Origin of the sequence: Acetobacter cibinongensis (genome assembly GCF_000963925.1) — a bacterium.
GTDB lineage: Bacteria > Pseudomonadota > Alphaproteobacteria > Acetobacterales > Acetobacteraceae > Acetobacter > Acetobacter cibinongensis.
Genome location: NZ_BAMV01000007.1, coordinates 196,042 through 222,856, shown reverse-complemented (window position 1 = coordinate 222,856; position 26,815 = coordinate 196,042). Strand labels below are relative to the sequence as shown.

General features: G+C 51.2%; 25 protein-coding genes and 3 pseudogenes. 19 read left to right on the top strand and 9 right to left on the bottom strand.

Features of this window, described 5'->3' with window-relative positions; translation table 11 throughout:
- Positions 1-153: 153 nt before the first annotated feature.
- Positions 154-777 carry a hypothetical protein gene (locus Abci_RS04200; protein ID WP_048837864.1) on the bottom strand — a complete coding sequence of 208 codons (624 nt, stop codon included), beginning with the start codon at positions 775-777 and terminating at the stop codon, positions 154-156.
- A 128-nt stretch (positions 778-905) separates the two neighbouring features.
- Positions 906-1,067: a helix-turn-helix domain-containing protein gene (locus tag Abci_RS04195; RefSeq protein ID WP_146806906.1), complete on the bottom strand. Its 162-nt coding sequence runs from the start codon at positions 1,065-1,067 to the stop codon at positions 906-908.
- Between the two features lie 425 nt (positions 1,068-1,492).
- Here Abci_RS04195 and Abci_RS04190 point away from each other — a divergent pair, with 425 nt between their 5' ends.
- Both Abci_RS04190 and Abci_RS04185 read left to right on the top strand, forming a co-directional pair.
- Positions 1,493-1,732 carry a hypothetical protein gene (locus tag Abci_RS04190; RefSeq protein WP_048837863.1) on the top strand — a complete coding sequence of 80 codons (240 nt, stop codon included), beginning with the start codon at positions 1,493-1,495 and terminating at the stop codon, positions 1,730-1,732.
- Entirely contained in the window at positions 1,729-2,292 is a 564-nt protein-coding gene (locus Abci_RS04185) for a Hint domain-containing protein (protein WP_048837862.1), read from the top strand. The genes Abci_RS04190 and Abci_RS04185 overlap by 4 nt, the downstream gene beginning before the upstream one ends.
- A 200-nt stretch (positions 2,293-2,492) precedes the next feature.
- Here the strand turns inward: Abci_RS04185 and Abci_RS04180 are convergent, their stop codons facing one another.
- Positions 2,493-3,944, bottom strand: coding sequence for an LTA synthase family protein (locus tag Abci_RS04180; protein ID WP_084597511.1), 1,452 nt, complete (start codon positions 3,942-3,944; stop codon positions 2,493-2,495).
- A gap of 63 nt (positions 3,945-4,007) precedes the next feature.
- Positions 4,008-4,772, bottom strand: coding sequence for a class I SAM-dependent methyltransferase (locus Abci_RS04175; RefSeq protein WP_048837860.1), 765 nt, complete (start codon positions 4,770-4,772; stop codon positions 4,008-4,010).
- Positions 4,773-5,652: 880 nt separating this feature from the next.
- On the opposite strand from Abci_RS04175, the gene Abci_RS04170 reads away from it, so the two are divergent.
- The 10 genes from Abci_RS04170 to Abci_RS04125 are packed head-to-tail and all read left to right on the top strand — an operon-like array spanning position 5,653 to position 15,795.
- Positions 5,653-5,940 carry a phosphopantetheine-binding protein gene (locus tag Abci_RS04170; RefSeq protein ID WP_048837858.1) on the top strand — a complete coding sequence of 96 codons (288 nt, stop codon included), beginning with the start codon at positions 5,653-5,655 and terminating at the stop codon, positions 5,938-5,940.
- Complete coding sequence (locus Abci_RS04165) at positions 5,937-7,589, top strand: AMP-binding protein (protein ID WP_048837857.1); 1,653 nt, start codon at positions 5,937-5,939, stop codon at positions 7,587-7,589. The genes Abci_RS04170 and Abci_RS04165 overlap by 4 nt, the downstream gene beginning before the upstream one ends.
- A complete protein-coding gene (locus Abci_RS04160) occupies positions 7,586-8,497 on the top strand; it encodes an LpxL/LpxP family acyltransferase (RefSeq protein ID WP_048837856.1) in 912 nt (303 codons plus the stop codon). The genes Abci_RS04165 and Abci_RS04160 overlap by 4 nt, the downstream gene beginning before the upstream one ends.
- Positions 8,494-9,060, top strand: coding sequence for an outer membrane lipoprotein carrier protein LolA (locus tag Abci_RS04155; RefSeq protein ID WP_048837855.1), 567 nt, complete (start codon positions 8,494-8,496; stop codon positions 9,058-9,060). Before Abci_RS04160 ends, Abci_RS04155 begins: the two co-directional genes overlap by 4 nt.
- Positions 9,057-11,393 carry an MMPL family transporter gene (locus tag Abci_RS04150; RefSeq protein ID WP_244877575.1) on the top strand — a complete coding sequence of 779 codons (2,337 nt, stop codon included), beginning with the start codon at positions 9,057-9,059 and terminating at the stop codon, positions 11,391-11,393. The genes Abci_RS04155 and Abci_RS04150 overlap by 4 nt, the downstream gene beginning before the upstream one ends.
- A complete protein-coding gene (locus Abci_RS04145) occupies positions 11,390-12,592 on the top strand; it encodes a beta-ketoacyl-[acyl-carrier-protein] synthase family protein (RefSeq protein ID WP_048837854.1) in 1,203 nt (400 codons plus the stop codon). Before Abci_RS04150 ends, Abci_RS04145 begins: the two co-directional genes overlap by 4 nt.
- Positions 12,589-13,383, top strand: coding sequence for a beta-ketoacyl synthase chain length factor (locus tag Abci_RS04140; RefSeq protein ID WP_084597510.1), 795 nt, complete (start codon positions 12,589-12,591; stop codon positions 13,381-13,383). The genes Abci_RS04145 and Abci_RS04140 overlap by 4 nt, the downstream gene beginning before the upstream one ends.
- Positions 13,377-13,817: a phosphotransferase gene (locus Abci_RS04135; protein WP_048837853.1), complete on the top strand. Its 441-nt coding sequence runs from the start codon at positions 13,377-13,379 to the stop codon at positions 13,815-13,817. The genes Abci_RS04140 and Abci_RS04135 overlap by 7 nt, the downstream gene beginning before the upstream one ends.
- The gene (fabG, locus tag Abci_RS04130) at positions 13,814-14,533 is read left to right on the top strand and encodes a 3-oxoacyl-ACP reductase FabG (RefSeq protein WP_048837852.1); all 720 of its coding nucleotides are present in this window, start codon (positions 13,814-13,816) and stop codon (positions 14,531-14,533) included. The genes Abci_RS04135 and fabG overlap by 4 nt, the downstream gene beginning before the upstream one ends.
- Entirely contained in the window at positions 14,530-15,795 is a 1,266-nt protein-coding gene (locus Abci_RS04125) for an NAD(P)/FAD-dependent oxidoreductase (RefSeq protein WP_048837851.1), read from the top strand. The genes fabG and Abci_RS04125 overlap by 4 nt, the downstream gene beginning before the upstream one ends.
- Before the next feature lie 32 nt (positions 15,796-15,827).
- On the opposite strand, the gene Abci_RS04120 is transcribed toward Abci_RS04125, so the two are convergent.
- Positions 15,828-16,838, bottom strand: coding sequence for a chorismate transformation enzyme, FkbO/Hyg5 family (locus Abci_RS04120; protein ID WP_048837850.1), 1,011 nt, complete (start codon positions 16,836-16,838; stop codon positions 15,828-15,830).
- Between the two features lie 127 nt (positions 16,839-16,965).
- Here Abci_RS04120 and Abci_RS04115 point away from each other — a divergent pair, with 127 nt between their 5' ends.
- Positions 16,966-17,199, top strand: a complete 234-nt coding sequence (locus tag Abci_RS04115) for an IS5/IS1182 family transposase (RefSeq protein WP_048837946.1) — start codon at positions 16,966-16,968, stop codon at positions 17,197-17,199.
- Between the two features lie 318 nt (positions 17,200-17,517).
- On the opposite strand, the gene Abci_RS04110 is transcribed toward Abci_RS04115, so the two are convergent.
- Entirely contained in the window at positions 17,518-18,135 is a 618-nt protein-coding gene (locus tag Abci_RS04110; protein WP_052944763.1) for a TetR/AcrR family transcriptional regulator, read from the bottom strand.
- Positions 18,136-18,237: 102 nt separating this feature from the next.
- Between Abci_RS04110 and Abci_RS04105 the strand changes: the two genes are divergently transcribed.
- Positions 18,238-19,389, top strand: coding sequence for an FAD-dependent monooxygenase (locus Abci_RS04105; protein ID WP_084597509.1), 1,152 nt, complete (start codon positions 18,238-18,240; stop codon positions 19,387-19,389).
- Positions 19,390-19,429: 40 nt separating this feature from the next.
- On the opposite strand, the pseudogene Abci_RS04100 reads toward Abci_RS04105, so the two are convergent.
- Positions 19,430-20,016, bottom strand: a pseudogene (locus Abci_RS04100) (IS701 family transposase); the annotation flags it as partial.
- Positions 20,017-20,066: 50 nt separating this feature from the next.
- Here Abci_RS04100 and Abci_RS04095 point away from each other — a divergent pair.
- Positions 20,067-20,222 (top strand): annotated as a pseudogene (locus Abci_RS04095) (winged helix-turn-helix transcriptional regulator); the annotation flags it as partial.
- Positions 20,223-20,270: 48 nt separating this feature from the next.
- Here Abci_RS04095 and Abci_RS04090 read toward each other — a convergent pair.
- Positions 20,271-21,194 (bottom strand): LysR substrate-binding domain-containing protein, encoded by a 924-nt coding sequence (locus Abci_RS04090; RefSeq protein WP_084597521.1) that lies wholly within the window; start codon positions 21,192-21,194, stop codon positions 20,271-20,273.
- A gap of 98 nt (positions 21,195-21,292) precedes the next feature.
- Here Abci_RS04090 and Abci_RS04085 point away from each other — a divergent pair, with 98 nt between their 5' ends.
- On the top strand, positions 21,293-22,261 hold the full coding sequence (locus Abci_RS04085; protein WP_048837849.1) for a carbon-nitrogen hydrolase family protein: 969 nt from the start codon (positions 21,293-21,295) through the stop codon (positions 22,259-22,261).
- Between the two features lie 102 nt (positions 22,262-22,363).
- Positions 22,364-23,254 (top strand): LysR family transcriptional regulator, encoded by an 891-nt coding sequence (locus tag Abci_RS04080; protein ID WP_048837848.1) that lies wholly within the window; start codon positions 22,364-22,366, stop codon positions 23,252-23,254.
- 43 nt (positions 23,255-23,297) lie between these two features.
- Here the strand turns inward: Abci_RS04080 and Abci_RS04075 are convergent, their stop codons facing one another.
- On the bottom strand, positions 23,298-24,173 hold the full coding sequence (locus Abci_RS04075; protein ID WP_048837943.1) for an arginase family protein: 876 nt from the start codon (positions 24,171-24,173) through the stop codon (positions 23,298-23,300).
- Positions 24,174-24,540: 367 nt separating this feature from the next.
- Between Abci_RS04075 and Abci_RS04070 the strand changes: the two are divergent.
- Both Abci_RS04070 and Abci_RS04065 read left to right on the top strand, forming a co-directional pair.
- Positions 24,541-25,623: pseudogene (locus Abci_RS04070) on the top strand (MFS transporter); the annotation flags it as partial.
- A gap of 90 nt (positions 25,624-25,713) precedes the next feature.
- A complete protein-coding gene (locus tag Abci_RS04065; RefSeq protein ID WP_048837846.1) occupies positions 25,714-26,685 on the top strand; it encodes a quinone oxidoreductase family protein in 972 nt (323 codons plus the stop codon).
- Positions 26,686-26,815: the final 130 nt, after the last annotated feature.

Here is a 26,815-nt window from a genome sequence, read left to right as displayed (position 1 = left end):
TGACCCAATGCAACTGTTGGGTTGAGAATTTGCAGCACATACTAACAGTATTGATTCTGGAGATAAAATATCCAAAGTAAAAGTATTTTCAGATCCTTTTGAAGAAAATATTTTTAAATACTATTTAATATAGTATATCGTTTAACTAACGTATCAAAGGTAAACATTCAGAAGATTTTGTCCAAACTCATGTATTGAGCGTGCAAGAGACATAAATTCTGTGCTGTTGCTATCGGTAAAAATCAGGTCTAGCGGGAGTTTATCCATCGGGGTTTTTAGAGGGACTTCTATGCAGTCTCCTGTTTCAAGAGCCTGCTGAACTAGGCCATAGCAGCTTACAAAGGTGCATTTATGTTCTAGAGCCAGAAAGAAAGCTTTATCCAGGGCATCAACTGTCATGACCGCATTGGGAAAAGTGAGATTTTTATTTTCATTAAAATTGATAACGCTCTTTCCATCACCATCTAATACATTGATAATACTGATTTTTTTTACACTCTCGACATCTAGGGCTGTGGTGTTGGAAAAAGCGTCTTTATCGAACGAGTAAATGCCTAAAGGTACTTCGCATATATTCTTCAGAAGCATATTGTTCAGTCTGCGATCCAGACGGCCAGATCCTACAAAAATTGTCGGTGTCCCTGGTCGCATTCTGGTAATGCTGGAGCTAATAACCAAATTTGTTCTCATAATATTATGATAATTGGTCATTTTGGAGAGGCTGGGAACGATAATATGGTTTTGAACCCACTCCGGACTTATAATATCAACTTCCATAATTTTCTGGACAAGTTTTGATTCAAATTCGTGTATAAAAGAAATATTTTCATCAAGTATTGATGAATAAGTCTTGCCAACTTTTGTTAATACTAAACGGCCTTCCTGTTTTTCTACCAGTTTTGTATTTAAAAAATTTCCAAAGCAGAAATGGCTCGCGAAACCGTTGAGGGATAGACGCCCAGGGTTTTAGCAGCTTTCGGCAGGCTTTCCTCGCGGCAAAAACCGAGAAATATTTCGCGTTCACTGAGGAGGCGCGTTGCTTTCGAGCCGTCGGGTAGGGAAGACATGACCAACTTTATCTTTAATTAATTTCAGAAATGAAAAGGCGCCGTCAAGTGAGGGGCAGACCTGTTTGCATAAAACAGAAAGCGTTTTGCGTGGATGCTTATATCCCTAATGAAAGCAAAATGTTAAGACCTGAAAATAATTTGTTAAGGAAAATCTAGAAATTGGAAAGATAAACTCGAGAGCAAATTGCGAGGAATTTTTCTGCGGCCAATGAGCACTGAGGAGTTTGGAAAACCAATGGTAAAAACAAATCAGAACTCATCCGGTCTATCCAAGAAAAAAATAAAATTGCAAAAGTTAAAATAAAATAATGAGAGCGACCACGATATCCCAATTTTTTCCAGTGACTTCTCGTTGGGGCGAGTGTGGTGTTTTTTATAGTCTATTTGAACGATCTTATTTTACGCGTTCAAGGTATTATAGAGTGGGCGGTCAGTTGACTGACTGTCTCTTTTTTAAAAGCACAGATTACCTGAATTATTCCGAAGCAAATAATGTTTGTCAGATGGCCGAAAAGGTCATGCTCGCCGTGACCGCTGTGGTGGAAAATAGCACGGGTTCGGCGCTCAAAATGGCAAGCGATAGTTTTCCAATCATCCATGCCGGTGCTGCAGGACGCAAATTCGTCCCGGCAGACAGCACCCGACGAGGATATGTCGTATGAGCTTTCTTGCAAGCACGTTAATCCAGACTGCTCACGGCGATGTTGCGGTGGAGGACATTCGGCTGGGTGACAGTCTGATGACATGGGATTGGAAAATTCGGAGTAAGCGTGTGAGCTCTGTTACTTGGGCAGGTAGGAAGCATATGCGTGCCAACACAGCATTGCCAGATGCTGAGGCCGGTTACCCGGTTCGTATCCTCAAGGATGCTCTGGCAGATGGCGTGCCATACAAGGACCTTTTGGTGACACCCGATCACCACCTGTTTTTTGAAGATAGGTTTATTCCAGTGCGTATGCTGGTCAATGGTCGCAGCATTTTTTACGATTATTCTCTTGTAGCCTATGACTACTTCCACGTAGAGGCAGAAAAGCATTCAGTCATCTGGTCAGATGGTGCACTGAATGAAAGCTACCTGGATACGGGTGATCGTAATAGCTTCCGTCAAGAGGGTAAGGTGGTGCGTCTTGGGCAGCCCAGTAAAGACACAAGCTGGAATGCGGATACCACGGCAGATCGTGGCGTTGCGCGTCGGGCAGCAGACGGCTTTTCTATAGTCTGAGGACTCGTGCAGTAGCCTCGGGAGAATAGACCTGCCCGTTAAGTCTGGACTGTGAAACTTGACCTAAGGCTGGTTAGCTCTGCTGATCCAGCCCCTTTTGTCGAGTGCCGGAGCTTGTGTGCGTCCCATACGGTAAACGGACGATCATGTTATGATTGTCTAGATCGCGGCTCTACTTTTGTTTTCTAGACTCTATTATGTCAGGGTTTAGTTTTAAGGCTTAAATTAACAATTATATGGTGTAATTCTGCTGGCACCAGGTTTTTATAGTTGGGTTTCCGATTTACTTTTTTGCCTTTTATAAAAGGGATAACAAAGTAAGGTGTGCCACGGTCGGGAGTTGGCTGGAGGTCCGGAGCAATGGAAGGCCGATGATCACCAAAAAATACCAGCAGAGCAGAACGGTTTTCAGCCGTAAGACCTCTTATGAGCTGCCCGATCATATGGTCGCTATTTTCAAGATGTTTCAAATAGGTTTCAAGAGGTTTGTTCTGTTCTTGCCATGGCCCGTGGTTTTCAATGGTTACAGCATAGAGAAACAGAGGTTTTTCAGAATTTCTGGAAAGCGTTAAAAGTTTAGTGGCGAGCGTTTCATCGGGCACATAGGGCATATCAGGCGTTGGGGTGTGCGGAAAAGCTTCAGAGCCCAGTACGGTAGTGAAGCCTATTTTGGTCATCAGATTACGTCGGTTGGCAAAATCTAGAGTATAAGGGTGCAGAAAAACGGAGTGATAGCCTGCCTGTCCCAGCTTATAGGGTAGTGACAAAGCCGCATCATGTTCTGCTGTCATATATGGGTCGAATTTTTGAAAACGAAGCTGCTCTTCGCTACGGCCAAAGAGCACACCATATTCCGTGCGGATCGTGTAAGCGCCAAAATTGCTGATTTCAAGGGATCCATACTGGCAGGCAACGCTTCTGGCATGGGCTAGGTTTGGCATGGAGGCAACCCCCATGGTGGACGGCAGGTTGAGCGTCTTAGGGTCTGTAAAAGACTCACATTGAACGACAATAATAAGGTCAAAAATAGTATCTACTTCTTGGGTATTTTCCGGGTATGGTTTTTCGGAAAGTGTCTGTTTCTGCCAGCAACGCCAGTAAATAAATAAACAGCCTAATAATCCAAAACGGGTAAGGTCTGCCTTAAGAGCAGGGAGGGGAGCCCAGCGTGTGGCAGGTAGCAGGGCAAGTGTACAGGTGCATCCCGCTATAAGGGAGAGTGCAAAAAATCGAACCGATATTGGGCAGCTAAGCTGCAAGGTGGCGCCATATCCTGCCCCAATAAAAACAAGAGCAATACCAACGCCCCATCGTATAGAACATGGGATTGCAAAAATATAAAATTTCGGGTGTCTTAGAAGATCTTTTATAAATCTTAGGTCACTGAATACTAGGGGTTCATCCAGCACAGACCATTTTAAATTTGACGCAATAACCAGTGTCAGCGTTAGGCAAAATGTTAGAATTGCCGCGAAGAGAGAAGACCCGGAAACCAGTAAAATTATTCCATAAACATCCGTTACAAGAAGACTATGGGTAGCCAAACCGACAGGCTGAGGAATTTTTATGGATTTTGGCCGAACTAAAGTCTCTAAAAACAAGCTACATAAAAGCAATCCTAGTAAAGAAAAAAGAGGCTCGCGTAAAAACATGTGAATTTATTTGGAGCCTCTGAAATACGAGAGAGTAAAGTTCTTTGTAGGGATGTTGAGAGTCTAGCTGCGTTGTGATGCATTGTCCTGTGGTGCTTGGGCCGCATAGGCATGAAATACGCCAAAAGATGTATAGCGTCTCACATTCTCCAAGCCAGCATCCCGCAAGTTTTGCATAATTTCATGGGGTAGAACACATTCTGCAATTGTGTCCCAATAATATTCCATCAGCTTGCGACTGTCTCGTGTTGCCGCAATGCCAGAGAGCAGCGGCACGACACGCCCCAAATAAAACTTGAGGAAGGCCTGTATAGAAGCATTGTTCGCACGCCCAATTTCCAGAATCAGAACATGTCCACCGGGCTTAAGCACGCGCCTGTAAGCAATAAAAGTTTTGCGTAGATCACTCACGTGCCGCAGGGCATAGCCCATGCTCAGAAAATCTAGGCATGCATCCGGAAAGGGCAGGTGCTGCGCATCAGCCTGCACCAGAGCGATGGGCAGGTTCTGGCGGCATTGTGCCAGCATGCCTGCGCTCATATCCAAGCCAATTATATTGTTTTTTCCAGCAATGCGTGCAGCTTCACGTGCAACCAGGCCTGTGCCTGTGGCAACGTCCAGCACTTTGTCTCCAGCTTTCAACCCTACGCGGCGGAGCATCCATCTGCGGTACCAGCGCCCGCTCCCTAAAGAGAAAATGGCGTTAATCCGGTCATAATGGCGTGCTGTGCGGTCAAAAATAGACTGCACAAAATCCTGTCTGCTTTTGGGGTCTTTATAATAAGCGGAGAGAACAGGGTGCGGGGGTGTTGCTGCTTTGTCCGTCATAGTGGGGTTGGGTTCCTCTGTCACAATACGCCCCGCTCATGAAGCAGAGTTTCTGTTTTTTAAGAAAATTAGACCGCGAAGCAAGGGAGCGTGTAAAAAATAGATGTAAATTATAGAGGGCAACTCATTCAGCAGACCAGTAAGTAGCCCGTAATTATCATTTTAGCGCAATGATTTATGCTTTTGCTGTATGTCAGGGTTGCTTTCGAAATATGTCTATCGAGGTGCGGAGAGAGGCATGGTCGAAATGGCGTATAGCCAGCCGTCTTATCCCATATTCCAGGCCTAAAAAAATAAGAGCCAGTCCCAGGGTTGCCCCGTTCAAGGGCCATCGCCAGGCATTGTGTGGCCCATAGAGAAAGAGGATGAGCGGGGCTAGGAGGGCTGCTACAAAAAACAGGCTCCAAAACCATGTCAGGTAATATGTGTATCTTATAATATCAGGGCGTAAGGTGCCATGAACTTGCCGTGCAAATTTGGTGATGAGAGGATCTTGGTTAGGGAAAAGTGAGCGAATAAAAACAAAGCAGGGAGCCGCTAGGGCAATAAGGTAAAGGCCCAATAGATCAATAAGCCTAAAGGCTGTAGGCCAGTGCCACGCGGGAAGAAGAAGTGCTCCCGTAATAGGCGGCCACAGGCGGAATTTTTGCGTTACGAGAGCAATGCCTACCCCCTGGCACAAAACCAGCGTGAGGGTCACATAGTGTGCGGGAGTGCCGTATAACAGGCACAGTTTTGGCAAAATTAAACTGCATACAAGCAGGCCCCACCCGGCTTTGCGTAGCCGGGGCCTAGCCAGAATAGCGGGGTTTACGCGCTTTTCGTGAACTGGGTGGTGTGATACTGCACTAACAAATTTTTCATCTGACATGAGAGTTCCGTGAATACGCAATCATTTGTTTCCCTGCAAACGCCGTTTGAACATGAAGTGGCTGAGCGGCTGGTTGAGGCTTTGCAACTGGAAGTCACGGCTGATGAAATTAGTCCCGAGGCTCCCCTGTTTGGGGACGGTCTAGGGCTTGATTCCATTGATGCGCTGGAAATTGTCCTGATGATTGGCCGTGATTACGGTGTGACATTACGCTCTGATGACCCGAACAGCCGAGAAATTTTCAGTTCGCTGCGTACGCTGTGCGCCTATGTGGCGGCTCATCGCCAGCCGTCATGACGCAGGCTGTAAGCCTTGCTCAACAGGCAGAAGCGCGTGATTTACGATTAGTCTACGCTCCTGACCGGACGGTATTTCATACGCCATCAGGCCCGGTTACCGGGCATGATCTGCTGGGTGCGGCGCATCAGGTTGCACAACAGCTGCCGGATAGACCTGTGGTGTCCTTATGTCAGGATATCTGGTCCTTTACGGTTTTATTTCTGGCTGTCGTGCTACGGGGGCAGTATCTCCTGCTTTCGAGCGATCGTAACCAAAGCAGCCTGAGTGACCTTGCGCAGCGGTACGGCGCGGTGTGCGTTGCGCTGGATAATGATGCGCCTGCAGAAGGCCTCCCTCAGAACAGCCTGATTATCCCGGCACCTCCTGCACAGTCAGCCTTGCTGGAGGCAAAGCCACCCCAAAACCCAACGATTGCCGCGTCAGACCTTGTTGCTATTGTCTTTACCTCTGGCAGCAGCGGCCAGCCGGTTGGGCATAAAAAGCACTGGGGCGCTTTAGTCGAGCGGAGTGTTGTGGCGCGTGAGTTGCTAGACCCCGCTCCAAGTCCTGCTACTGCGGTGGGCACTGTTCCTCCTTACCATATGTATGGGTTTGAAACGCTGGTCTTACAGGCCATTCACACACGGGGCATGACCACCACAGGTCCATGTGCTTACCCGGCTGACTGGCAGGCCATGTTGGAGCGCTCTCCTGCGCCACGCATTTTGGTCACAACCCCTTTGCAGCTCCGTAGTCTGGTACGAGCGGATCTGGCTTTGCCCCCCATAACACGGGTGATTTCAGCCGCTGCCCCCATGGATATACGGGTGGCGCAGGAAGCAGAAAGTAAACTGGCGGCACCTGTTATGGAAATTTACGGTGCGACAGAAATTGGGTCCGTTGCCATGCGGCGCACGACACAAACGCCGCTCTGGCAGCTTTATTCTGGGGTTGTGCTAAACGTTCAGGGGGAAGATGGGTACATAAGTGCGCCGGGTGCTGCGCCTTTTCCCTTATCTGACTTTGTAGAGCCCGTGTCGGAACAGTGTTTCCGGCTGATTGGGCGCAAAAGCGATGTTGTAAAACTTGCAGCAAAGCGAACGTCTCTTGCGGCGTTAAACTCAGCGCTTCTCTCTATACCCGGCGTTATGGATGGTGCGTTTTTAGCGCCGGAAGCAGACCAAGGTGAGGCTTTGGGCCGGATGCAGGTGTTTGCCGTTGCCCCTGAGCTTGCGCCAGACCAGATATTACAGAGCCTGCGGGAGCAACTTGACCCTGCTTTTCTGCCGCGCCGTGTGGTGCTGGTGGAGGCTATGCCGCGTAACTCGGTTGGTAAGCTGACCGTTCAGGCATTGCGCCAGTTGGCAGAGCAGGAGGCCGATGGGCAGAGGCTGGGTACAGTGTGCATTACCCCGGATAATCCCTGCCTACCCGGGCATTTTCCCGGCCAGCCTGTGGTGCCCGGCGTTGTTGTGTTGGAAGAGGGGCTGGCCCAAGCTGGCATCGCGCCCCAGCGTATTTTGCAGGTTAAGTTCATGCAGCCCGTTCTGCCGGGCCAGTCAGTGGTCTTTTTCTTAAAGACTGATGGGGGCAGGGCACGTCTGACAGGCCGTGTAGAAGGCCGAGTGGTTCTGCGTGCCATAGTTCAGCTTTCTCACCCTGCATGAGCAGGCAAGCAGAAACGTGGCTGGCCCCGGAGCGCGGTAATCATGCCGTTATGGTGGTCATGCTGTTTCTGGCCCGTATTCTGGGGCGGCGTGTGTTAAGCCATTTGATCTGGCCGATCTCGCTTTATTATCTGGCCTCGGATGGTACAGCGCGGCGCGGGTCTTATATGTATTTGTGCCGAGTGCTGGGGCGTAAGCCAACATGGCCTGAGCGGTGGCGGCATATCCATGCTTACGCTCTGACTGTGCTTGACCGCATTTTTATACTTGGCAGCCAAAAGAGTGTGCCGCCTTATACGGTGCAGGGCAGCGAGGTTATTTTTGCAGCGTTGAGCAAAGGTAAAGGCTGTATTTTACTTGGGGCGCATGTCGGGTCGTTTGATGCGCTGCGTTCGGTCGGCCGCTTTGCCGCGTGCAAGATACGGTTGCGGGTGCTTATGTACCGCCGGTTTGTGGGGGCGGCCAGTAAAGCCATAGAGCAACTGGACCCTGAATATGAAAACGCCATCATTCACATAGGTGAGCCACAGACCATGCTGCACGTGGCAGAAGCCCTGCATCAGGGGGATGTGGTTGCTATTTTAGGCGACCGTGCACCAGATATGGGGCGATATGCTTCCGTACCTGTTTTGGGAAAAGACGCTCCTCTCCCTGTCGGGCCGCTGCGGCTTGCTGCTATAACCGGGGCACCTGTGGTTCTGTTCAGTGCCTTGCGGTGCCGGGATGGATCTTACGATATTCGGTTTGAACCCTTTGCCGAGCACATAACACTTGAAGGCACCCGCACAGAGCAGGCGCAGACACTTAAGGCGTGGTTGGTCCGTTATGCCGCATGGCTTGAATTGCTGTGCCGGAGAGACCCGTTTTCGTGGTTCAATTTTTATGATTTCTGGAAGGAACGGTCATGAAAATACGCTATGGTGTGGCTTGCTGCATCAGCATGCTGTATGGCGCACAGCCTGTGTTTGCGCAGGATCTGGCGGATACAGTGATCACCCGCCTTGGGCAGGTACAGGCCCGGCACAATGCATTTCATGAAACACGAAACCTTGCAGCTTTAAAAACCTCCCTGGAAAGCTCGGGCACGTTGGTTTACCGGCATCCCGGCTATCTGCAAAAAACGACCGAGCAACCGCGGGCAGAAGATCTGGTGATTAATGGTGATGTCGTGACCATTAGCCGTAATCATGGTGCGGCCCAGAGCGTTGATACCGCAAAGGTGCCCGCCCTCCGCCTGTTGGCGGATACCCTGCGTGCGCCGCTGGACGGCAATGCCGCTCTGCTGAGGCAGTATTACACCATGAGAGCAACCGAGCAGGGATCTGACTGGACTATTTACTTGACGCCTGTGTCAGAAAAAATAGCGCAATTTGCTAAGAGTGTCACAATAACAGGCAGGAACAATGCTATTTTAAGCCTTGTTCTGGTGCAGCCTAACGGTGACACCCAAACCCTTACCATCACGCCGTGACAGCGGGAAGAAACCCCAAACGCCTTGCTTTGGCTCTGGCGGCTTCTGCCCTAGTGGTCATGATGGTGTTTCTCAGTATCCCTTTGCGGCTGGATATGGCTGGCTTTTTACCGCAGGGACATAATGCGGCCACGCAGTTTTTGCTTAGAGAAGTGCGGGGCGGGGTAGCGGCTTCCCTTATTACAGTAGGGATAGAAGGCGCACCGGATACGGAACTGGCGCGGATAAGCCGCCAGATGCAGGCCACACTCAGTCAAGACCCCCGTTTCCTGCTGGTTCTGAATGGTTCTTTCTCGCTTGATGACAGCCCCAAGATGCGGGACTTACTGTTTGAGCATCGCTATCAGATGGCACCAGATGCTGCTGTGCGTGATTTCTCTCCACAGGCTTTGACAAAAGGGTTTGAACAGGTCTGGGACGGGCTTCAGTCTTCGGCGGAGCCCGTGGTGGCGGCTTTTGCGTTGCGCGACCCGACCGGGGCTTTTTGGGATGTCATGCGCGGGTTGCAGCCTGATGTGCATGCCTGGTTGCAGCAGGGAGTCTGGTTTGCGTCTGACACGCACCGCGCGCTTATGCTGTTGCGGACCCAAGCTGCCGGGATGGACCTTGCAGCGCAACGTGTGGCTCAGGATGCAGTGCGGGCCGCCTTTGCCAAAGCAGGACCAGGCAACGCGCGCCTGTTGTTAAGTGGGCCAGCCGTCTTTGCTGTGCAGAGCGCGCATGACATGCGGCACGATATTGAGATGATGTCTGTAATCTCAACCCTGCTGGTTGTGGCAGTTCTGTACTGGCGTTTCCGGTCTTTGTGGGTGTTGGCGGCAATTGGGGTTCCTTTTCTGCTGTCACTGAGCATCGCTATGGTGGTTGTCAGGCTGCTGTTCGGGTACGTGCACGGCATTGCTTTCGGGTTTGGCATGACCATGCTGGGCGTTTCGCTGGATTACCCGGTCCTGCTTATAGGTCATCGGGATAGAGGGGAGGGGCCGCAGGCTACGCTGCGCAGAATAGGCCCCAGCCTCCGCCTTGCCGTAACCACGGCCATATTGGGTCTTACGGGCATGGTGTTGTGCGGTCTGCCGGGTCTGGTGCAGCTTGGTGTGTTTTCGGCAGTCGGGTTGTTGAGCGCTGCATGTGTCACCCTGTTTCTCATGCCATCGCTTATTGTCGCGGCAGATCTGGCCCCTTCCGTCAGTGGCCCATCCGCCCCCCTTGCACGGGCGGAACTGTTCAGGCGGTGGCGTTGGGTCTGTTTGGTCCCGGTTGTGGGGGCTATAGCGGTATTGGTCTGGAGGCCATTAGTGGCGGAGAAAGACCTGACGGCTCTCAGCCCCATCTCGGCCTCTGCCCGTAGTCTCGATATGGCTTTGCGGCGGGAGTTGGGGGCACCGGATTCCGCGCATGTCATTGTGGTGCATGCCCAAAGTGCTCAGGCAGTTCTGGAGCGAGAGGAGGCTCTGGCACCCGTATTTGCAAAATTGGTGCAACAGAAAACTTTGGTGGGTGTGGAGGATGCCGTGCATATCCTTCCCTCCGTCCGGCAGCAGCGCATAAATGTGCAAGCTCTGCCGGATGCCGCAACGCTTGCAGCCCGGGTTGCACAGCAGCAGGCTGGTTTGCCCTTCAAGCAAGACGCGTTTGACCAGTTTGTGGCGGATGTTGCCAAAGCCCGTACTCTGCCTGCTGTAACCCCACCGGACTTGGCCGGAACACCTTTGGCAATGGCGTTGGCTCCCTTGCTGTTTGAGCGCCCGGATGGATGGTGGGGGATGATACTGCCAGAAGCCGTGTCAGATTTTCCGGCAGTTCAAGCCGCTTTGGCTGGGCAGCCTGACCTTATGGCTCTTGACCTCAACCACGAAATTAACGCCCTGACAGCGCACCATACGGCTCTTACCCTTAAATGGACGGCGGTAGGCAGCGTCTTGGCATTCTTGGTACTGGTATTGGGGCTGCGTGATGCCAGACGGCTTGCCCGCGTTGTGTGTACGGTGGGCGCAACCCTGCTGGTCTTGCTCGCTTTTCTGGCATTGCGGGGTGCGCCGGTTTCTCTCGTACACATTGTCTCATTACAGTTTGTGCTTGGTATAGGGCTGGATTACGCACTATTTTTTGCACGCCCGCAGTTGGATGCCGCAGAACGTGCCAGAACCATCCGGACGTTGCTGACCTGTAATGTCATGACTGTTCTGGCGTTTGGTCTTTTAGGCTTCTGCCATACCGCTTTACTGCGGGAGATAGGTGTAACCGTGGCCTGTGGTGCATTTTTGTTCATGCTGTTCAGCTTTATCCTGGCTGGACAATACGCGCCCTCTGCGGCAACAGACGGCACATGAAACCGCTCGTCATCTCGGCAGGAACGGCCATCAGTGCGCTTGGGCTTGGCGTTGCGCCCACTCATACGGCCTTACGGCAGCGGCAAAGCGGGTTGGTACGCTGTAATTTTTCGGGTGGGACACAAGGTTATATGGGCCGCGTGGCAGGCGTTGAAGCCCACAGGCTTCCTGAGCATTTGCAACAGTTCGATTGCCGCAATAACCGTCTGGCAGACATGGCCCTGAATACAGATGGGTTTTATCATGCTGTTGCACAGGCCCGTGCCTATTACGGGCCTACGCGTATTGCGGTCATTATGGGTACATCAACGTCCGGTATACTAAATTCCGAGATCGCGTACGCCATGCGCGATAGGGAACAGGACACCATGCCCCCCGGTTTTGACCAGCAGCACAAGCAGGACCTGTTTTCTCTACCAACCTATGTGGCCGCCGCGCTGGGGCTTGAAGGGCCATGCCTTACGGTGTCCAACGCCTGTGCGTCTTCCTCCCACGCCTTTCTGGATGCATGGCACTGGATAGAAGCCGGAGTGTGTGATGCCGCCATTGTTGGCGGGGCCGATAGCCTGTGCGGCATGACCTTGCATGGCTTTGGGGCCTTGGGTCTGGTGGATGAACAACCAACCCGGCCATGTGATGCAGACCGCCACGGCATTTCCATAGGGGAGGCTGCGGGCTTTGCTCTGCTGGAGCGGCCCGGCGCGCGCATGGTACAGCAGAATACAGGCTATCAGGCAATGCTGCTCGGATGCGCTGCCAGCAGTGATGGCCACCATATGTCCGCGCCAGACCCGGAGGGGCGGGGGGCTATAGCCGCCATGCGGCAGGCCTTGGTCCGTGCTGGGCTGGACGCTTCAGATGTCGGCTATGTCAACCTGCATGGTACGGGTAGCCTTGCCAATGATGCCATGGAAGATAAAGCCGTTCACTCGGTTTTTGGTGGCGCTACGCCCTGTTCTTCCACCAAAGGCTGGACCGGTCACACCCTTGGGGCCTCTGGTAGTCTTGAAGCCATGATATGCGGTATAAGCTTACAGCATGGCTTCATACCGGGCGGGCTGAATATCACACACATAGACCCTTCTTTTCAGGCACGGGTGGTGACGGACAATGTGGACGCGCCAGTAAAGCATGTTGTGAGCAATGCTTTCGGGTTTGGCGGCACCAATTGCAGTCTTGTGTTTGGGGCTGCGCAATGAAGGTAGGCGTGCGCGGTGTATCTGTCTGGGGGCCGGGACTTGCGGGTTGGGCTCAGGCACAGGAATGCCTGCAAGGAAAAACGGAGTGGGTAGAGCAAGAACAGTCGCCCCCTCCGGCTTCTATCCTTGCACCTAATGAACGCAGGCGTTCGGGCCCTGTTACGCGCCTTGCCATGGCTGTGGCCTCAGAAGCCTGCACGGTGGCGGGTATGGAAACGTCAGACCTGTCCGTTGTGTTTGCCAGTGCAAATGGGGATGGCGGCGTGATTGATTCCATCCTCCGGGCGTTGTCTGAGCCTGGGGGGGAAGTGTCTCCCACGCAATTTCATAATTCAGTCCATAATGCGCCCGCCGGATATTGGACGATTGGCCATAATTCCATTGCACCAGCCACAGCATTGGGATGTTACGACTGGTCGTTTGGTCTTGGACTTTTAAAAGCCGCATCAGAAGCCGTGGTGGAACAGCATCCCGTTTTGTTCGTGGCCTATGACCAGCCTATTCCCGGACCAATTGGCAAAGTGCGTGTTACAAAAGGTAACTTTGCCTGTGCACTCCTGCTTGACCCCAACCTGAGCCAACAGGCAATGGCACAGTTAAACCTGCGATACGTACCACGCAGCACTTTGCCCATTGATATGCCGCCTCATAAAGGGTTGCAGGCTCTGGCTGCGGATAATCCCGCTGCCCGTAGCCTGTCTTTGCTGACATGTCTGGCGCAGCACCGGGCCGGGACTGTCAGAATAGCCTGTCAGCCAGGTCAGTTAGAGGTGGATGTAAGCCCGTGTTAGACAGAAGCGCCATTCTTAGCCGTATCCCACACCAGGGTGCGAGCTGCCTGCTGGATACCTGCTTGGCATGGTCCGCCACAACGCTGCATGCAACAAGTCGCGCCCACTGTGACAGCCATAATCCGCTACGTCGAAATGGGCAGCTTGGCCCCATTGTGGGGGCGGAAATTGCAATGCAGGCTGCCGCATTGCACGGCACCCTGACAGGAGAAACCAGTAGTCCGCCTGGATATCTGGCCGCCCTACGTGATGTAGTTATTGCCTGCGACCGGCTGGATAATCCGGCGTATGGTACACTGCATATTCACGTCAGCAAGGAGCATGGTATGGCCGGAGGGCTGGCCTACGCGTTCAGTGTGACGGCAGAGGATGGTACGCTGTTGGTTAAGGGACGTGGCACCGTTGTTTTGCGGCAGGAGACGGAGTTGGCATGAAACGCGCCCTTGTCACTGGCGGTACCAGCCCCATAGGGGCTGCTATTTGCCAAAAGCTGGCTGCTGACGGTCTGCATGTCATTGTTCATGCTCATGGTTCTGCTGAGCGTGCCCATGCGTTGGTTGGTAGTTTACTGGAGCAGGGCCACAGTGCGGAAGCATGGATCAGCAACCTTGCTGATATTGCAGCCACACAGAAAAATCTGGCGACTGTGCTGGAAGCCGGAGTGCCACAAGTGATCGTGCATAATGCAGGCACGCACGATGATGTCACGATGGCAGGCATGACAGAAACCCAGTGGCGGGATGTAATCAGTGTGTCTCTTGACGGCTTTTACGCCGTTGTACAACCTCTCCTGCTCCCTATGACACGTAAACGTTGGGGGCGGATTATTGCCCTGTCGTCTGTTACAGCGCGCATAGGCAACAGAGGACAAGTGAATTACGCAGCGGCCAAAGCCGGGTTGGAGGGCGCTGTACGCTCTCTGGCGCGAGAAGTTGCTGGGCGTGGAATCACGGTTAATGCTGTGGCACCCGGCGTTATTGAATCTCCTGCTACAGCAGCCGTTATGAGTACGGAGCAAATTGCTGCACTAGTGCCCGCAAAAAGAGCGGGCCACCCTGCGGAAGTTGCCGATCTGGTCGCGTTTCTTGCGTCTGGGCAGGCTGGGTATATTACTGGTCAAACAATAGGTATTAACGGAGGCATGGCATGAACGTGCCAGAAATTTCAGTACAGAATTGCGATGTCCTGGTTATTGGCGGCGGCCCTGCCGGAAGTACTGCCGCAGCACTGTTGGCCCGCAAAGGCCACAAGGTTGTGTTACTGGAAAAAGATGAACACCCCCGATTTCATATCGGTGAATCTCTCCTCCCCTGTAACCTGCCTCTGTTGGAAGATCTGGGGGTTCTGGAGCAGGTCAAGGCTATGGGCGTTCATAAACCGGGTGCCGAATTTGTGGTGGAAACAGGGGAGGGGCGTCAGGCTTTCCCGTTCCGTCACGCTATCGGTGCGCGGCATGGCCACGCGTATCAGGTTTTACGCGCAGATTTTGATGAACTCCTGTTTCGCAATGCTGCAAAAAAGGGCGCAACAACATTTGAAAATACTAAAGTTACGCAAGTAGAATTTAAAGGTAATGCACCTACACTGGTAACGGCGCAGGATAAAGACGGTAAGGAGCACCGTTTTTCTGCAAGGTTTATTCTTGATGCTTCCGGGCGTGACGGGTTTTTGGCGGCACGCAAGCACCGCAGAAATGCAGATAAAAATAACTCCACAGCCGCAATATTCGGTCATTTCCGTAATGTGCCCCGAAGAGATGCAGGTATGGAGGGATATATTTCCATTCACCTTGTGCAAGAGGGGTGGTTTTGGATGATTCCCTTGCCAGACGGCCTTATGAGTGTTGGCTTTGTGGGAGATAAAAGTGCGTATCGCCAACACAAAGGTCCTGTTGCGGATTTATTCTGGAAAAAAGTCAAAGAAAGCCCCTGTGTTGCTGAGCGTATGGCGAACGCTGAACTGCTGAGCCCGCTTTCAACAACAGGAAATTACTCCTACCGGGCAGACAAGGCATGGGGTGATGGCTATTACATGATAGGGGATGCCTACGCTTTCCTTGACCCGGTTTTTTCATCAGGTGTCTTGCTGGCCATGAAAAGTGCTTACCGGGGTGCGGAGGTGGCAGAGGCCTGGTTGCGTAGCCCACAAGCAGGTAGGGAAGCTGCACAAAAAGCTGAGGCACAGACCTGCAAGGAGATGAAACGTATCTCATGGTTGATTTACCGCATTAACAACCCGATTTTACGGAAACTATTTATGCGTCCACGCAATATTTTGCGGATGCGGGATGCCATTATTTCTTTGTTGGCAGGGGATTTTGAGGCAGGGTGGAAAGTAGGTTTTCCCGTAGCAGCCTTTAAAGCTGTATTTGGCATAAGCCTCCTCAAAAGAAGACTTGGCTTAAAATCCTGAATATCCAGCAACCCTGTTCTATAAAAAAAACGCTATAGAACAGGGTTGTGTTGGAATCTAAAAACACCTTCAACTTCTAAAGAGAGCTCTTCTCGGCATATGTCGGAGATGAGTGTGGGGGAGTGTTCAGGTTTTACACAAAAGGCATTTTGAAAAGCGTTTGCCACCGCTACCGTGTCCTGTGTATGACGAACGTAAATTTTCAAAGAGTCACAATACACATGTGTGAAGGCTGGAAATTTTTTCTGTGTTTCGTCAAGAAGCGTCTGAATATTCTCGATGGTAATACATGTTTGCTGGTTTAGGTTTTGGCATAAAGAAACATGATTGCGGATACTTGCCGTGCCTGAAACATACAAATACAGACTGTTTTGAGTTTCTATAGCTGTTGCCCGTGCAAAAGAGGGAGCTTTAGGTCCATAACGCTGAGGATACTGGTAAGCTGGCACTTGCAGGGGGTTTTCAATGTTGGTGGCTTGTGGTGTTTTGCGTGCAATTAAAAACACAACAACACCGCCTTTCTGAAGGCCAATCCCGGTAGCAGCGGGTAACGAGGCAGGGGTGTAGTTTAAGCTTTCAAATGCTTCCGCGCGGCCTAAACAAAAATCCCGGTACCGTTCAAGCCCATTACTGTTGGAGGCATTAATAGAGCCTATATAATTCCAGATACGATAAATATTGATATAGCCGAGCGTGTGGGCCAACTGTATCAAGTGTTCATAGGCCTGTTTGGAGGCATGCGCGAGTTCTGGCCCATCAGGGATCAGGCAGGCGGCAAACAGATTTTCTCCATCAGCACACCAGCCTTCATTGCCTGTTACATGACACTCTGTCTGGCTGGGTTGGTGTAATGTTTGATCAGGGATGCACCAATATTCGGTAAGCTGGGTTGCCGTAGAAGGGATACAAACGTGTAACACACCGTTGTTGCACGTTAGCGTTGGGTGCCCGTGGTTATAATGCACAACAGCAAGCATCTGTGCTGTGTGAGGTGGGTCATAACCTGGGACTAACGCGCCATATGAAGGCATGGTGGTGTTCATAATCCGGTGAGAGTGAATGGTAAAATAGCTAAATCTAGAATGCATATATCATGACACACAGAGTGTTCGAAATTGAAAAATTATTCTAGGGCCTGTTAGATCTTGAAATGCTTGCCATATTGTCGGAATGAAAGAATACGGAGAAAGTGCTTTCACAAATGAAACACGGGCGGTATGGGAACCGTTGATTGAAGCAGTTTGGCCAAAAGGTAAGACCGCTGAGCATGATCTACGATGCACCATAGCAGCGATTTTCTGGCGTCCTGAGAATGGCGCAAAATGGCGGAGCATTCCGACTGAACTGGGTCCGTGGTGGCAAGCGGTCCAGCTTTTCATCCGCTGGGCGAAGTTTGGTGTGTGAGATTATCTGTTCGAACTAGTTCAAGGTCGGCAGGGGATTGCGCTCGGTCTGCTATTTACGCAAAATAGCGTGTTGTAGCAACCCGGTACGAGAAAATAGCAATATCGCTGCGTTGAATCATTCAAATCCAAGAAACCGCAGACCGGATCAAGAGCTAAAACAGATCCTAGAGTGTGTTGTCAGTGACGACGTGATGTTCAAGGAGGCGTGTAAGCCTCCATAATTCACGAGGGTTTCCCCCCATATTGCTGGGGGGTATGACTTAGCAAAAACGATAATTTTAGCGTTTCTATGGGCCTCTTGCGTCTGTTGGACACACTAATCTGGCCATGTTGCCAGAAGGACTGAGGGAAGCATTGTTTCGATAAAAGTGCTGGCTGGGTCAGGTGTATCCAATAACAAGGCTGGTCGTCCTTCTATCACCATATGTGCTAGCCCATGTGCCGTTGCCATGGCACTAGCCATATGTGGACGAAAGACACGTTTATGCAGATCTGGTGCGTCATGCCCAAAGTAGGCTGCCGCTGCATGTGCATAGCGTGTCAAAGCGTCAAAGGATGTCTCAATCAGATCCGGGTCTTTGAAGTCAATCAGGTCCACACGGCAGATCAGGCGGAATAGTCCGGGGTTACGGGCGGCAAAGGTCACGTAGCCCAAAGCCTGCGTTCGGAGATCCTGAGCAGGAATGCCGGAAGACGGTAGAGCATTCAGTTCTGCTTCTAGATGCTTGAAAACCTTGATAGCGAGAGCCGTCAAAAGCCCTCTTGTGCCGTTGAAATGATGTGACGGGGCTCCAGGGGATACGCCAGCAGCTTTGGCAGCTTTCCTGAGGGTAAATCCTTCAACACCGTCCTCACGGATGATGCCTTCGGACGCCTCAATAAGTGCTGTTTTCAGGTCGCCATGGTGATATTTGTCCCGTTCTGGGCCGGTCATAATCACTCTTCTCCTCAAATATGAACACTGTTTAGATTGATGCCCTCTCTTATCTATGCAATGTTCAGATAGAGAAAGCCACCTCCTTTGGGATGACGATATATGACACAGCGCGCACTCATTGTCGGTCTTGGTATTGGCGGCATGTCTGCAGCCATTGCTTTAAAGCGCCAAGGCTGGACGCCTGTGGTTATTGAACGGGCACCCGAGCGGCGAAAAGGCGGTTATTTCATCGGACTGCGCGATGAAGGCAAAAATGCTGCCGCTACTCTGGGTGTGCTGGATAGTATGGAAAAGAGAACTCCAAAGCATATTCAGTTTTGGGATGTGCGTAAGGATGGCACCCGCAGGCGCATTGCCGACCTGACACAGGAGACAAATGCTCCAATTGCCGTGTTACGAGGAGATATTGAAGACGCGCTTTGGCACGGGGTTGAAGGCAAGGTGGAAGTCCGCTTTGGCACCACTCCTGTGGCAATTGTGAATGGCGCGACACAAGCTCAGGTGACACTACGAGGTGAGGGTGGGCAGGACACAACCGAAACTTTTGATCTTGTGATCGGCGCTGATGGCGTGCGCTCGACCGTGCGCAAGCTTGTCTTTGGGCCGGATAAGGTGTTCTTCCATTCCATTGGTACAATGTTATGCGCTTTTCCATTGGCGCGGCCTGTCGAGGGCTTCAAGGCAGGCGATGGCCTGATGATTGCAGACGTAAAGCGCACCCTGACAGTCTTCCCGTTGGAAGGACGTCCTTCAACAGCGCTTTTTTCTTACCGTACCAAGCATCCGGAGCGGGCTTCAAAAAAGGATCCGCTTTCTGTGCTGCGCCATATTTTTGCCGATCTGGACGCCGGCGGCATTATCTCCAAGGCGCTTGAAGACCTATCGGCAACAGACGACTTTCTGTTTGATTCTGTCCAGATGGTTAAAATGCCTCGCTGGTCGAAAGGGCGTGTCCTTCTGTTAGGAGATTCTGCCTGGTGCCTGACGCTCTATTCAGGGATGGGCGCATCGGCTGGCATGATTGGCGGACAGGCCCTAGGGGAAGCGCTTACAGCGCATCCGCACGATATGGATGCTGCGTTGAAAAAGTTTGAGGCCCGAATGCGGCCGTTTGTGCGTAAGCATCAGAGGTTTATTGCGCTGCGCTCCCAATTGTTTGTTCCTTCAAACCGCATTTCTCTCTGGGGAAGGCGTGTTTTGTGGCAGATCCTTTTGCGATCAAGAAATTATCTTTTTCGCAAAAATTCTTAAAGAACAAACAGTTTGTCTGATTGAAATGTCTGTCGTCAGGACTCATACTTCGCTCAATCATCATCAAGCCTAACGCCGGTTTGGTTGCAAACACCATACCATCCGGGAACGGTAGGCCTTCTTCAAGCGCTCACGATCCGATGTCCAGTCTTTCGGGAGATACAGGACGTGGTCAACAAAGGCTATTGTCCCGCGCCGATACATAAGTGGCAAATACACCGATCTGGCAGTTCGTAATTTTGCCAGCAGATCCTGTATACTTTCGTCCCACACCACAGGAGGCCTGACCCTTCTTCAGAAAACCAACCTCATTGATGACTAACACGCCATCGTCCGTGCCCAGATGCTCGATCACATGATCCCTGACGATATCCCGAACGACATAGGCATTCCAGTGCCCGCGCCTCAGAAGTGCCTGCTGCCGCCATGCACCCGGATCTCCTGCGATCTCTGCCCGCATCCATCCGTCTTGCGTGGTTCATTGCCAATCAGAACGTCAGGGAAAACACAGGCTGAATCTGCGACACGCTTTTGCGTAAAGAGTGGAACAATCCAATCCTTGGTAGAGCGAAGCAAACACGCCCATAAATTAAGCGTCTCTTTAACAGACGCACAGCCACTCATCATATCCTAAATCATCGTAACCATAGAGTCAGAACCCAACACAAAATGCAACTGTAGTGCTTAGAACCGTCTACCCAGAAGTGCCCCCAAAGGTGGAATACAGCCTGACCCCAAGGGGGCGAACATTGGAACCGGTCATCATGGCACTGAAGAGATGGGGAGATGAGCACACCCAGTTCCAGCACAAACATGATGTTGGCGCAGATTAGGAGCAGCTAGACCATCCTTGTTCAAATTAGGATATTTTCGCTGCAAGGTTAAGCCGAACAGGTCGTCTCCAGGTCCGATAATATGGTCATAAAGGCTTCGCTTATAATTTGGCGCATCCAGGGATTATCCGCTGTACGCTGCCAGAGGATCGATACAGAATAGTCTCCCAAATCTATGGGGGCCGCGCAGACAGTAAGGCCGGAAACAGCAGCAAGGCTATGGGCTGCATGAGTTGGGAGTGTGGCAACGGTGCGCGTGCCGCTCAGAAAAGGAGGAAGGGCGGAGAAATGTGTCAGCGCCGATTGTACCCGTCGTGAAAGGCCCATACTTTTCAAAGCATGATCGACAATTCCCTCACGGCCTGAAAACGAGACCAGAAGATGTGGCAGAGACAGATACTCTTCCAGCGTTAATGGCAGTTTCACGTCACAGGCGGATGGATCAAGCAGGCAGGCATAACCGGACCGCCCAATCTCCTGTTGTTGCAATCCAGAGCGCATATTCGGTTGTGCGATAACGGCAAAATCAATTTCGCCTGCTTCAAAAAGAGCCTCAACCCGGTGCTTGTTCGCCTGCCTGAATGTTACCGAAACACGCGGGGCTTCTGCTGCCAGTCGTCTTGCAATCACTGGACCAAGCGCGATCTGGAAATCGTCCGACATGCCCAAAGAAAAATGCTGTCGGCTGGTTGCTGGCTCAAAGGCGGTTACAGTCGAGAACGCACTATGGATCAGAGCAACCCCGTTTTGAAGTGGCTCCACCATGGCAATTGCCCGAAGTGTGGGTTGCATACCTTCCCGTGTGCGGACGAACAAGGGGTCATCCGCCGCTTCCCTCAATCGTGCCAGGGAGGCACTGACGGCCGACTGGCTCAGTGACAATCGCTTGGCCGCCCGGGAGACGCTGCGTTCTTCCCACAGCGCCAGAAAGGTGATGGTCAAGTTAAAATCCAGACGAGATATATCGATCATAGTGATTTTATCTATCAAAATAATCAATTTGCCTGATACAGCGGGAAAGTCCACTTTTCTTATTCCTCTAACTCGCCATATTTATGAGAGATTCGGACATGAGCCAGCGTCGCGTTGCCGTTATTCAGGCAGGCACCAGTCTTTTCGACACACCGCGTACACTGGACCGTATGGAGGCACATTGCGAAGCTGCTGCCGCGCAGGGCGTTGAGCTTGCCGTGTTTCCGGAAGCCTATATTGGCGGATATCCAAAAGGCCTGACATTCGGAGCTGTTTTAGGAAGCCGCTTTCCTGAAGGGCGTGAGGACTATCTACGTTACTGGAAGTCGGCCATTGACGTGCCAGGAGCAGAAACGGCACGGATTGGCTCGTTCGCCGCGAAGATGAAGGCCCATATTGTTGTGGGTGTTATAGAGCGCGATGGTGCAACACTTTATTGTACAGCGCTGTTTTTTGGGCCAGATGGGGCACTTCTAGGCAAACACCGCAAGTTGATGCCGACCGGCACTGAACGACTGGTCTGGGGAAAGGGAGATGGCTCCACCATTCCGGTTTTTGAAACAGATATCGGGCGTATAGGGGCCGCGATCTGCTGGGAAAACTATATGCCAGACCTGCGCCAGAGCATGTATGCACGAGGCATCACTCTTTGGTGCGCGCCTACAGTAGATGAGCGCGATATCTGGCAGGTTTCCATGCGCCATATTGCTTATGAAGGGCGAACATTTGTTCTAAGCGCGTGCCAATATATGACGCGTGCCGATGCGCCGGAACACTATAACTGCCACCAAGGGAATAATCCGGAAACCGTGCTCATTCGTGGCGGCAGCGTGATCATTAATCCTCTTGGAGAGATTATTGCTGGCCCAGTCTATGACCGTGAAGCCATTATTACAGCCGATATTGATCTGGATGACGTTATCCGGGGGAAATACGACCTTGATGTTGCCGGACATTATGCCCGTCCTGACGTCTTCAATTTGCAGGTCAACACGACCCGTCAAAATCCAGTGTCGTTCACTCACGTAGAGAATGATACGTCCGGTTTCAGCACAGAGAACGGATAAAAAATTCTGCTAGTGCAGCGATATAAAGTATGATTTCAAAGGCATTTCTCGTTATCAGTATGACTGGTAATTAAGTAACGAACAAAAGGCTCTGGTCAGCAAGTGTCACGAGAAAATTTCAGCGAACTGCTTTCTTTTCTGGCAGTTGCACAAGAGCGAAGTTTTGCGAAGGCGGCGGCACGCAGGGGCGTCACGCCCTCTGCAATAAGTCACACCATGCGTCTTTTAGAAGAACGGCTAGGAGTCACCCTGTTGACGAGGACAACACGGCGGGTCGTTCCCACGCCCGCGGGGGAGTATCTGCTGCAAAATATTCAGCCGCTTTTCGATGAAATCGAGAATCGGATGACCAGCCTTGATGAATTCCGTAAATGCCCCAGAGGTAACCTTCGTGTCACCGTGACAGATGAGTCTCTGGGCTTCTTTCTTCGGCCCCGTATTGCAGACTTTCTAAAGCGTTACCCGGAAATCTCTCTTGAGGTCTCAACGGATTTGCGCCTGATTGATATTGTGGATGAAGGCTTTGACGCTGGTGTGCGTCTTGGAGAACTGGTGACGCAGGGCATGATCTCGGTTCCTGTATCGCCTGACATTCAATTTGCTGTTGTGGGTTCTAAAGCCTATTTCAAAACACATGCCATTCCCAAAACGCCAGTTGGTCTGCAAGAGCACAACTGTATTGGGGTGCGTCTGCCGACCCACGGAAAGATTTATCAGTGGCGCTTTAGACAAAAGGGAAAAAACCTGAAGTTTCAGCCGGTTGGTCAATTTGTATGCAACAATGTGTTCGGCGCACGCGATGCCTGCCTGGACGGAGTTGGGCTAGCCTACATTCCTAAAATTATTGCTGAAGAGCACGTACAAAGTGGCAAATTGATATCGGTTCTGGAGCCTTTCTGTCCGATGCATCTTGGCTTTCACCTCTTCTACCCACGCCACCATCGTCATTCGATGCCGCTGTCTCTGTTTGTCGAAGAGATGAAAGTAAAATAGGAAAGCCTGCTCTGAAAGAAAGCAGGCTTTCTTGCGTAATGCTTTACCCTCCGATGAGAGGTAACTGCTTGAGCATTTCCTGTAGGTTGAGGGCATCCCAGGGCATATGTTCAGCAATCGTCATGCCCACGACCTCTTTTTCAGTTGTCACTTCCTTAATCAGTTTCAAAATATCGGGAATGTTGAGCTTACCCTCGGCGACATCTCCAAAATCATGCTTGCCACGGCCCGGTTTTGCAAACAGCAAAGAGCGGAAATTGTGTGGGTCCAGCACATCCAGATCCAGATGAATGGCGAGCACTTCAATCTGGCTGTCTTTGAGCCACTCCATGACGGGCTGTGCACCGTCGCGCACCTGCTGAGGTGAACAGGTGCGTACTCCATGATCCGCAATGAACTGTGCCTCGAACGGGAGTGGATCATGGATGCCGGCAATCATAACATTCCTTGCAGTAACCGGCTTTGTCACAGCTTTTGTAAGGTCTGGATCGCCATGGCCTAATAGGGCGCCCAGAACGTGTGCATGAGCATTCATATACTGTTTCGGGGTTTGGACGTCTGGATGCGTATCAATCCAGAGAACACCTAGCTTGTCGCCGTAGCGTTCTGAAAGCCACGCAAACGGCACGAGTGAGACAAGGCAGTCCCCACCCAGAACCGCCAGAGACTTTGGCTGATGATGCTCAATAATGCTGCGGGCGTTGTGGATCTGTTTCAGCAGAACACTGCGCCCACGCATTTCATTCTCAACCGCCAGAGGAGTATCGGTCGGAACGTCCACCGGAACTTCCTCTACAGGGCCCGCAGAAGGAGGGGCCAGCCAAGCCAGAAGTTTGGACCCCAGATAATAAGGGGGATTATCACCGCCCTGCCATTGAGGGAAAATGAGCCTCAAAGTGTTGGAATCCTGCTTCGTCATGAACAATCTCCTATCAGGTATGTGTGTGCGGCCTGTCTCAATACCAACCAAATAACGCACCATTACAATTGGATATTCTGAGGATTAACCTTCTTTTTCTCACAAATCTGGTCTTTTCGAGCCGCCTTATACAACAAAGCATTTCATGAGTTTGAAAGAATGAATAGATATTTATTGCTGAAAATTATTCACAAAAATTTTGATGAAAAACCCCATAGTCACGCAGATTACTTGGTCGTAAGAGGAAAAACCGCTAAAAAGCCAAGGCTTTATCCACGTTATGCAGAATTTGAGTGCTCAGCAGCTTTCTTCTGGCCGTCAGAAACTGGCTGTCCTGTCTTTGGCGTTGTGATCCTTTGCCTCAGTCACGACCGAATTTTTGCCTGTCGGTATTCTGCCTGATATTTCGAGAACATTTTCTGTAAGTCCCGGAACAGCAGGTCTTAGTATGACAATCCCTGGCATGATGGCCGCAGTTTCTGCTCCTGGAGTTATGTTATTTTCCGGACGCACGGATCGTCGCAGAATTGTTTTATGGCTTTCTTTTATTCTACTCGCGGGTTGCCTAATTGCTACCATGGCACCGTCCTTTGCTGTCCTGTTGCTCAGTCGAGCACTCATTGGTATCAGCCTAGGGGCATTTTGGGCCATGGGCCTGTCGGTCGCAGTGGAACTTGTTGCTCAGGAAAGGGCGCATAAGGCTGCGGCGGCTGTTTTTGCGGGTGTCACAGCAGCCATGATTCTGGGGGTTCCCATGGGATCTCTTGTAGCAGAATACTCTTCCTGGCGTGGGGCATTTGTGGCAGCAGCACTGATTGCTGTTGGCGCTTTCCTCGCGCAGTGGAGACTGCTACCAGCCGTTCCAGCGCAAAGCCATGTCCGGCTTACTGACTTCAAAGCATTCATCAGACTGCCGGAAGCGCGGAAAAGTATTGTTATGATTGCTGCTGTTTTTGCAGCACACTTTGCAGCCTATACTTACCTGGCCCCGCTCATTCATGAAGCGGGTATTCCGTCAGAGGCCGTGACGGTTTTGTTGTTGGCTTACGGTGTTATAGGGTTTGCGTCCAACCTCGTGGCCAGCCGCTTTTTGGAAAACAATCTCAAAGCAACGCTTTTTGCGTCGAAAATATCGCTGGTAATACCGTTTCTGTTCTTACCGGTGCTGGTGATCTTCCCGAAATTTGAAACGGTGCTCATTCTCCTCTGGGCAGTCGCCTGGGGCGCTTTGCCACTCTGCCTGAATACGTGGCACCGCAGTATTGAGACCGAACATTCGGAGGCTGCCGCCGCCATGTTCACCCTTACTGCACAAATTGCCATTGCAGTTGGTTCAAGTCTTGGCGGCGTTGTGGTTGATCATTTTGGGTTGAAAGCCAATTTCTGGATGAGTGCTCTCATTGTCATTCTGAGCGCTTTGTATCTGGCTACACATAGAAAAGTAGAATGATTTTGAGAGTATCTTCGATTCAAAAATTATAAAAACACCGCAGAAAATCACCTGTCACCATCAAACGTTTTTGTGCATGAGTGAAACATCATGAAATCTTTGGTTTGCACGTCTTTTGGGGCCAATCCTTCAATGGTGATTGAGGAACGCCCCAAGCCTTTGCCTCGGCCTGGTTATAGTGTGATCAAAATGCATGCGGCGACGGTCAATCAACTTTCCGGGCAAATTCGTCGAGGTCTTTTTAATAAAGCCAAGGCACCGCTAGTTTTGAGTAATGACGGTGCAGGCACGGTAGAGGATAGCGATCTCTTCTCGCCTGGAACGCGCGTTGCAATATACGGGGGCGGCCAATTAGGGAGCATGAAAGATGGTTTGCAACAGGACTATGTGTCCGTTGAAAACATCTCTCTCTTCGCGTTGCCTGAGACGATGAGTTTCGACGAAGGTGCGGCGCTGCCTATCAATTATGTGACGGCATACCAAGCCTTAACCGGCGTTGGCCACATTGAAGCGGGACAGACAATCCTGATTTCAGGAGTTGCCGGGGCAGTCGGTCATGCCTTAATTGAACTCTCGCGAGCTTTGGGGGCAAGACCTATTGCCGTGGTTCCTACACCATTGAAGGCAGAAGCTGCCCGTAAGAGTGGAGCGTCTGCAGTTATAGATCTCCCAACTGATACCCTGTCGGATGTCGTCTCCTCCCTTACGACTGGTCAAGGAGCTGACCTCGCTTTGGATGTGGTTGGTGGCTCTCTCCTTAGGGATTTGGTAAAATCGGTGCGTGAACAGGGTTCTATAGTGTCCATCGGGTTTGCTGGCGGCTCTGAACCCTGTCTGGATCTGGCTGAAATTGTCATTCACGAAAAACGCCTTCTTGGATATGACGCGTGGCTGGAAACGAAGGATACAGTGTCTAATGCATTCAATGCCATCCTGTCTTTTGTTCAAAAGGGAGCTGTTCGGCCAGTGATCGATAGTGTTTGGGCACTCGATGACTTTGAGAACGCTTATAAGCGTCTCGTATCGCGGCAAGCTGTGGGGACTATCCTTACCAGACCCTAAAAATAGAATTTTCTGAAGGTTTAGACTTTAAACTTGCTGCCTAAGAAAATGATTTTATCACGCCTGCTACGCAGAAGGTTATTCACAGGCATGTATGTTTCCGACATGTAGGCTATGGCTGACAGTCTGC

Coding starts and splice junctions, on each gene's coding strand:
- fabG (WP_048837852.1), top strand. CDS start 13,814: ATGAAACGCGCCCTTGTCACTGGCGGTACCAGCCCCATAGGGGCTGCT.
- Abci_RS04125 (WP_048837851.1), top strand. CDS start 14,530: ATGAACGTGCCAGAAATTTCAGTACAGAATTGCGATGTCCTGGTTATT.
- Abci_RS04175 (WP_048837860.1), bottom strand. CDS start 4,772: ATGACGGACAAAGCAGCAACACCCCCGCACCCTGTTCTCTCCGCTTAT.
- Abci_RS04165 (WP_048837857.1), top strand. CDS start 5,937: ATGACGCAGGCTGTAAGCCTTGCTCAACAGGCAGAAGCGCGTGATTTA.
- Abci_RS04200 (WP_048837864.1), bottom strand. CDS start 777: ATGGAAGTTGATATTATAAGTCCGGAGTGGGTTCAAAACCATATTATC.
- Abci_RS04155 (WP_048837855.1), top strand. CDS start 8,494: ATGAAAATACGCTATGGTGTGGCTTGCTGCATCAGCATGCTGTATGGC.
- Abci_RS04105 (WP_084597509.1), top strand. CDS start 18,238: ATGACACAGCGCGCACTCATTGTCGGTCTTGGTATTGGCGGCATGTCT.
- Abci_RS04115 (WP_048837946.1), top strand. CDS start 16,966: ATGAAAGAATACGGAGAAAGTGCTTTCACAAATGAAACACGGGCGGTA.
- Abci_RS04110 (WP_052944763.1), bottom strand. CDS start 18,135: ATGACCGGCCCAGAACGGGACAAATATCACCATGGCGACCTGAAAACA.
- Abci_RS04145 (WP_048837854.1), top strand. CDS start 11,390: ATGAAACCGCTCGTCATCTCGGCAGGAACGGCCATCAGTGCGCTTGGG.
- Abci_RS04120 (WP_048837850.1), bottom strand. CDS start 16,838: ATGAACACCACCATGCCTTCATATGGCGCGTTAGTCCCAGGTTATGAC.
- Abci_RS04140 (WP_084597510.1), top strand. CDS start 12,589: ATGAAGGTAGGCGTGCGCGGTGTATCTGTCTGGGGGCCGGGACTTGCG.
- Abci_RS04185 (WP_048837862.1), top strand. CDS start 1,729: ATGAGCTTTCTTGCAAGCACGTTAATCCAGACTGCTCACGGCGATGTT.
- Abci_RS04065 (WP_048837846.1), top strand. CDS start 25,714: ATGAAATCTTTGGTTTGCACGTCTTTTGGGGCCAATCCTTCAATGGTG.
- Abci_RS04160 (WP_048837856.1), top strand. CDS start 7,586: ATGAGCAGGCAAGCAGAAACGTGGCTGGCCCCGGAGCGCGGTAATCAT.
- Abci_RS04075 (WP_048837943.1), bottom strand. CDS start 24,173: ATGACGAAGCAGGATTCCAACACTTTGAGGCTCATTTTCCCTCAATGG.
- Abci_RS04090 (WP_084597521.1), bottom strand. CDS start 21,194: ATGATCGATATATCTCGTCTGGATTTTAACTTGACCATCACCTTTCTG.
- Abci_RS04195 (WP_146806906.1), bottom strand. CDS start 1,067: ATGTCTTCCCTACCCGACGGCTCGAAAGCAACGCGCCTCCTCAGTGAA.
- Abci_RS04180 (WP_084597511.1), bottom strand. CDS start 3,944: ATGTTTTTACGCGAGCCTCTTTTTTCTTTACTAGGATTGCTTTTATGT.
- Abci_RS04085 (WP_048837849.1), top strand. CDS start 21,293: ATGAGCCAGCGTCGCGTTGCCGTTATTCAGGCAGGCACCAGTCTTTTC.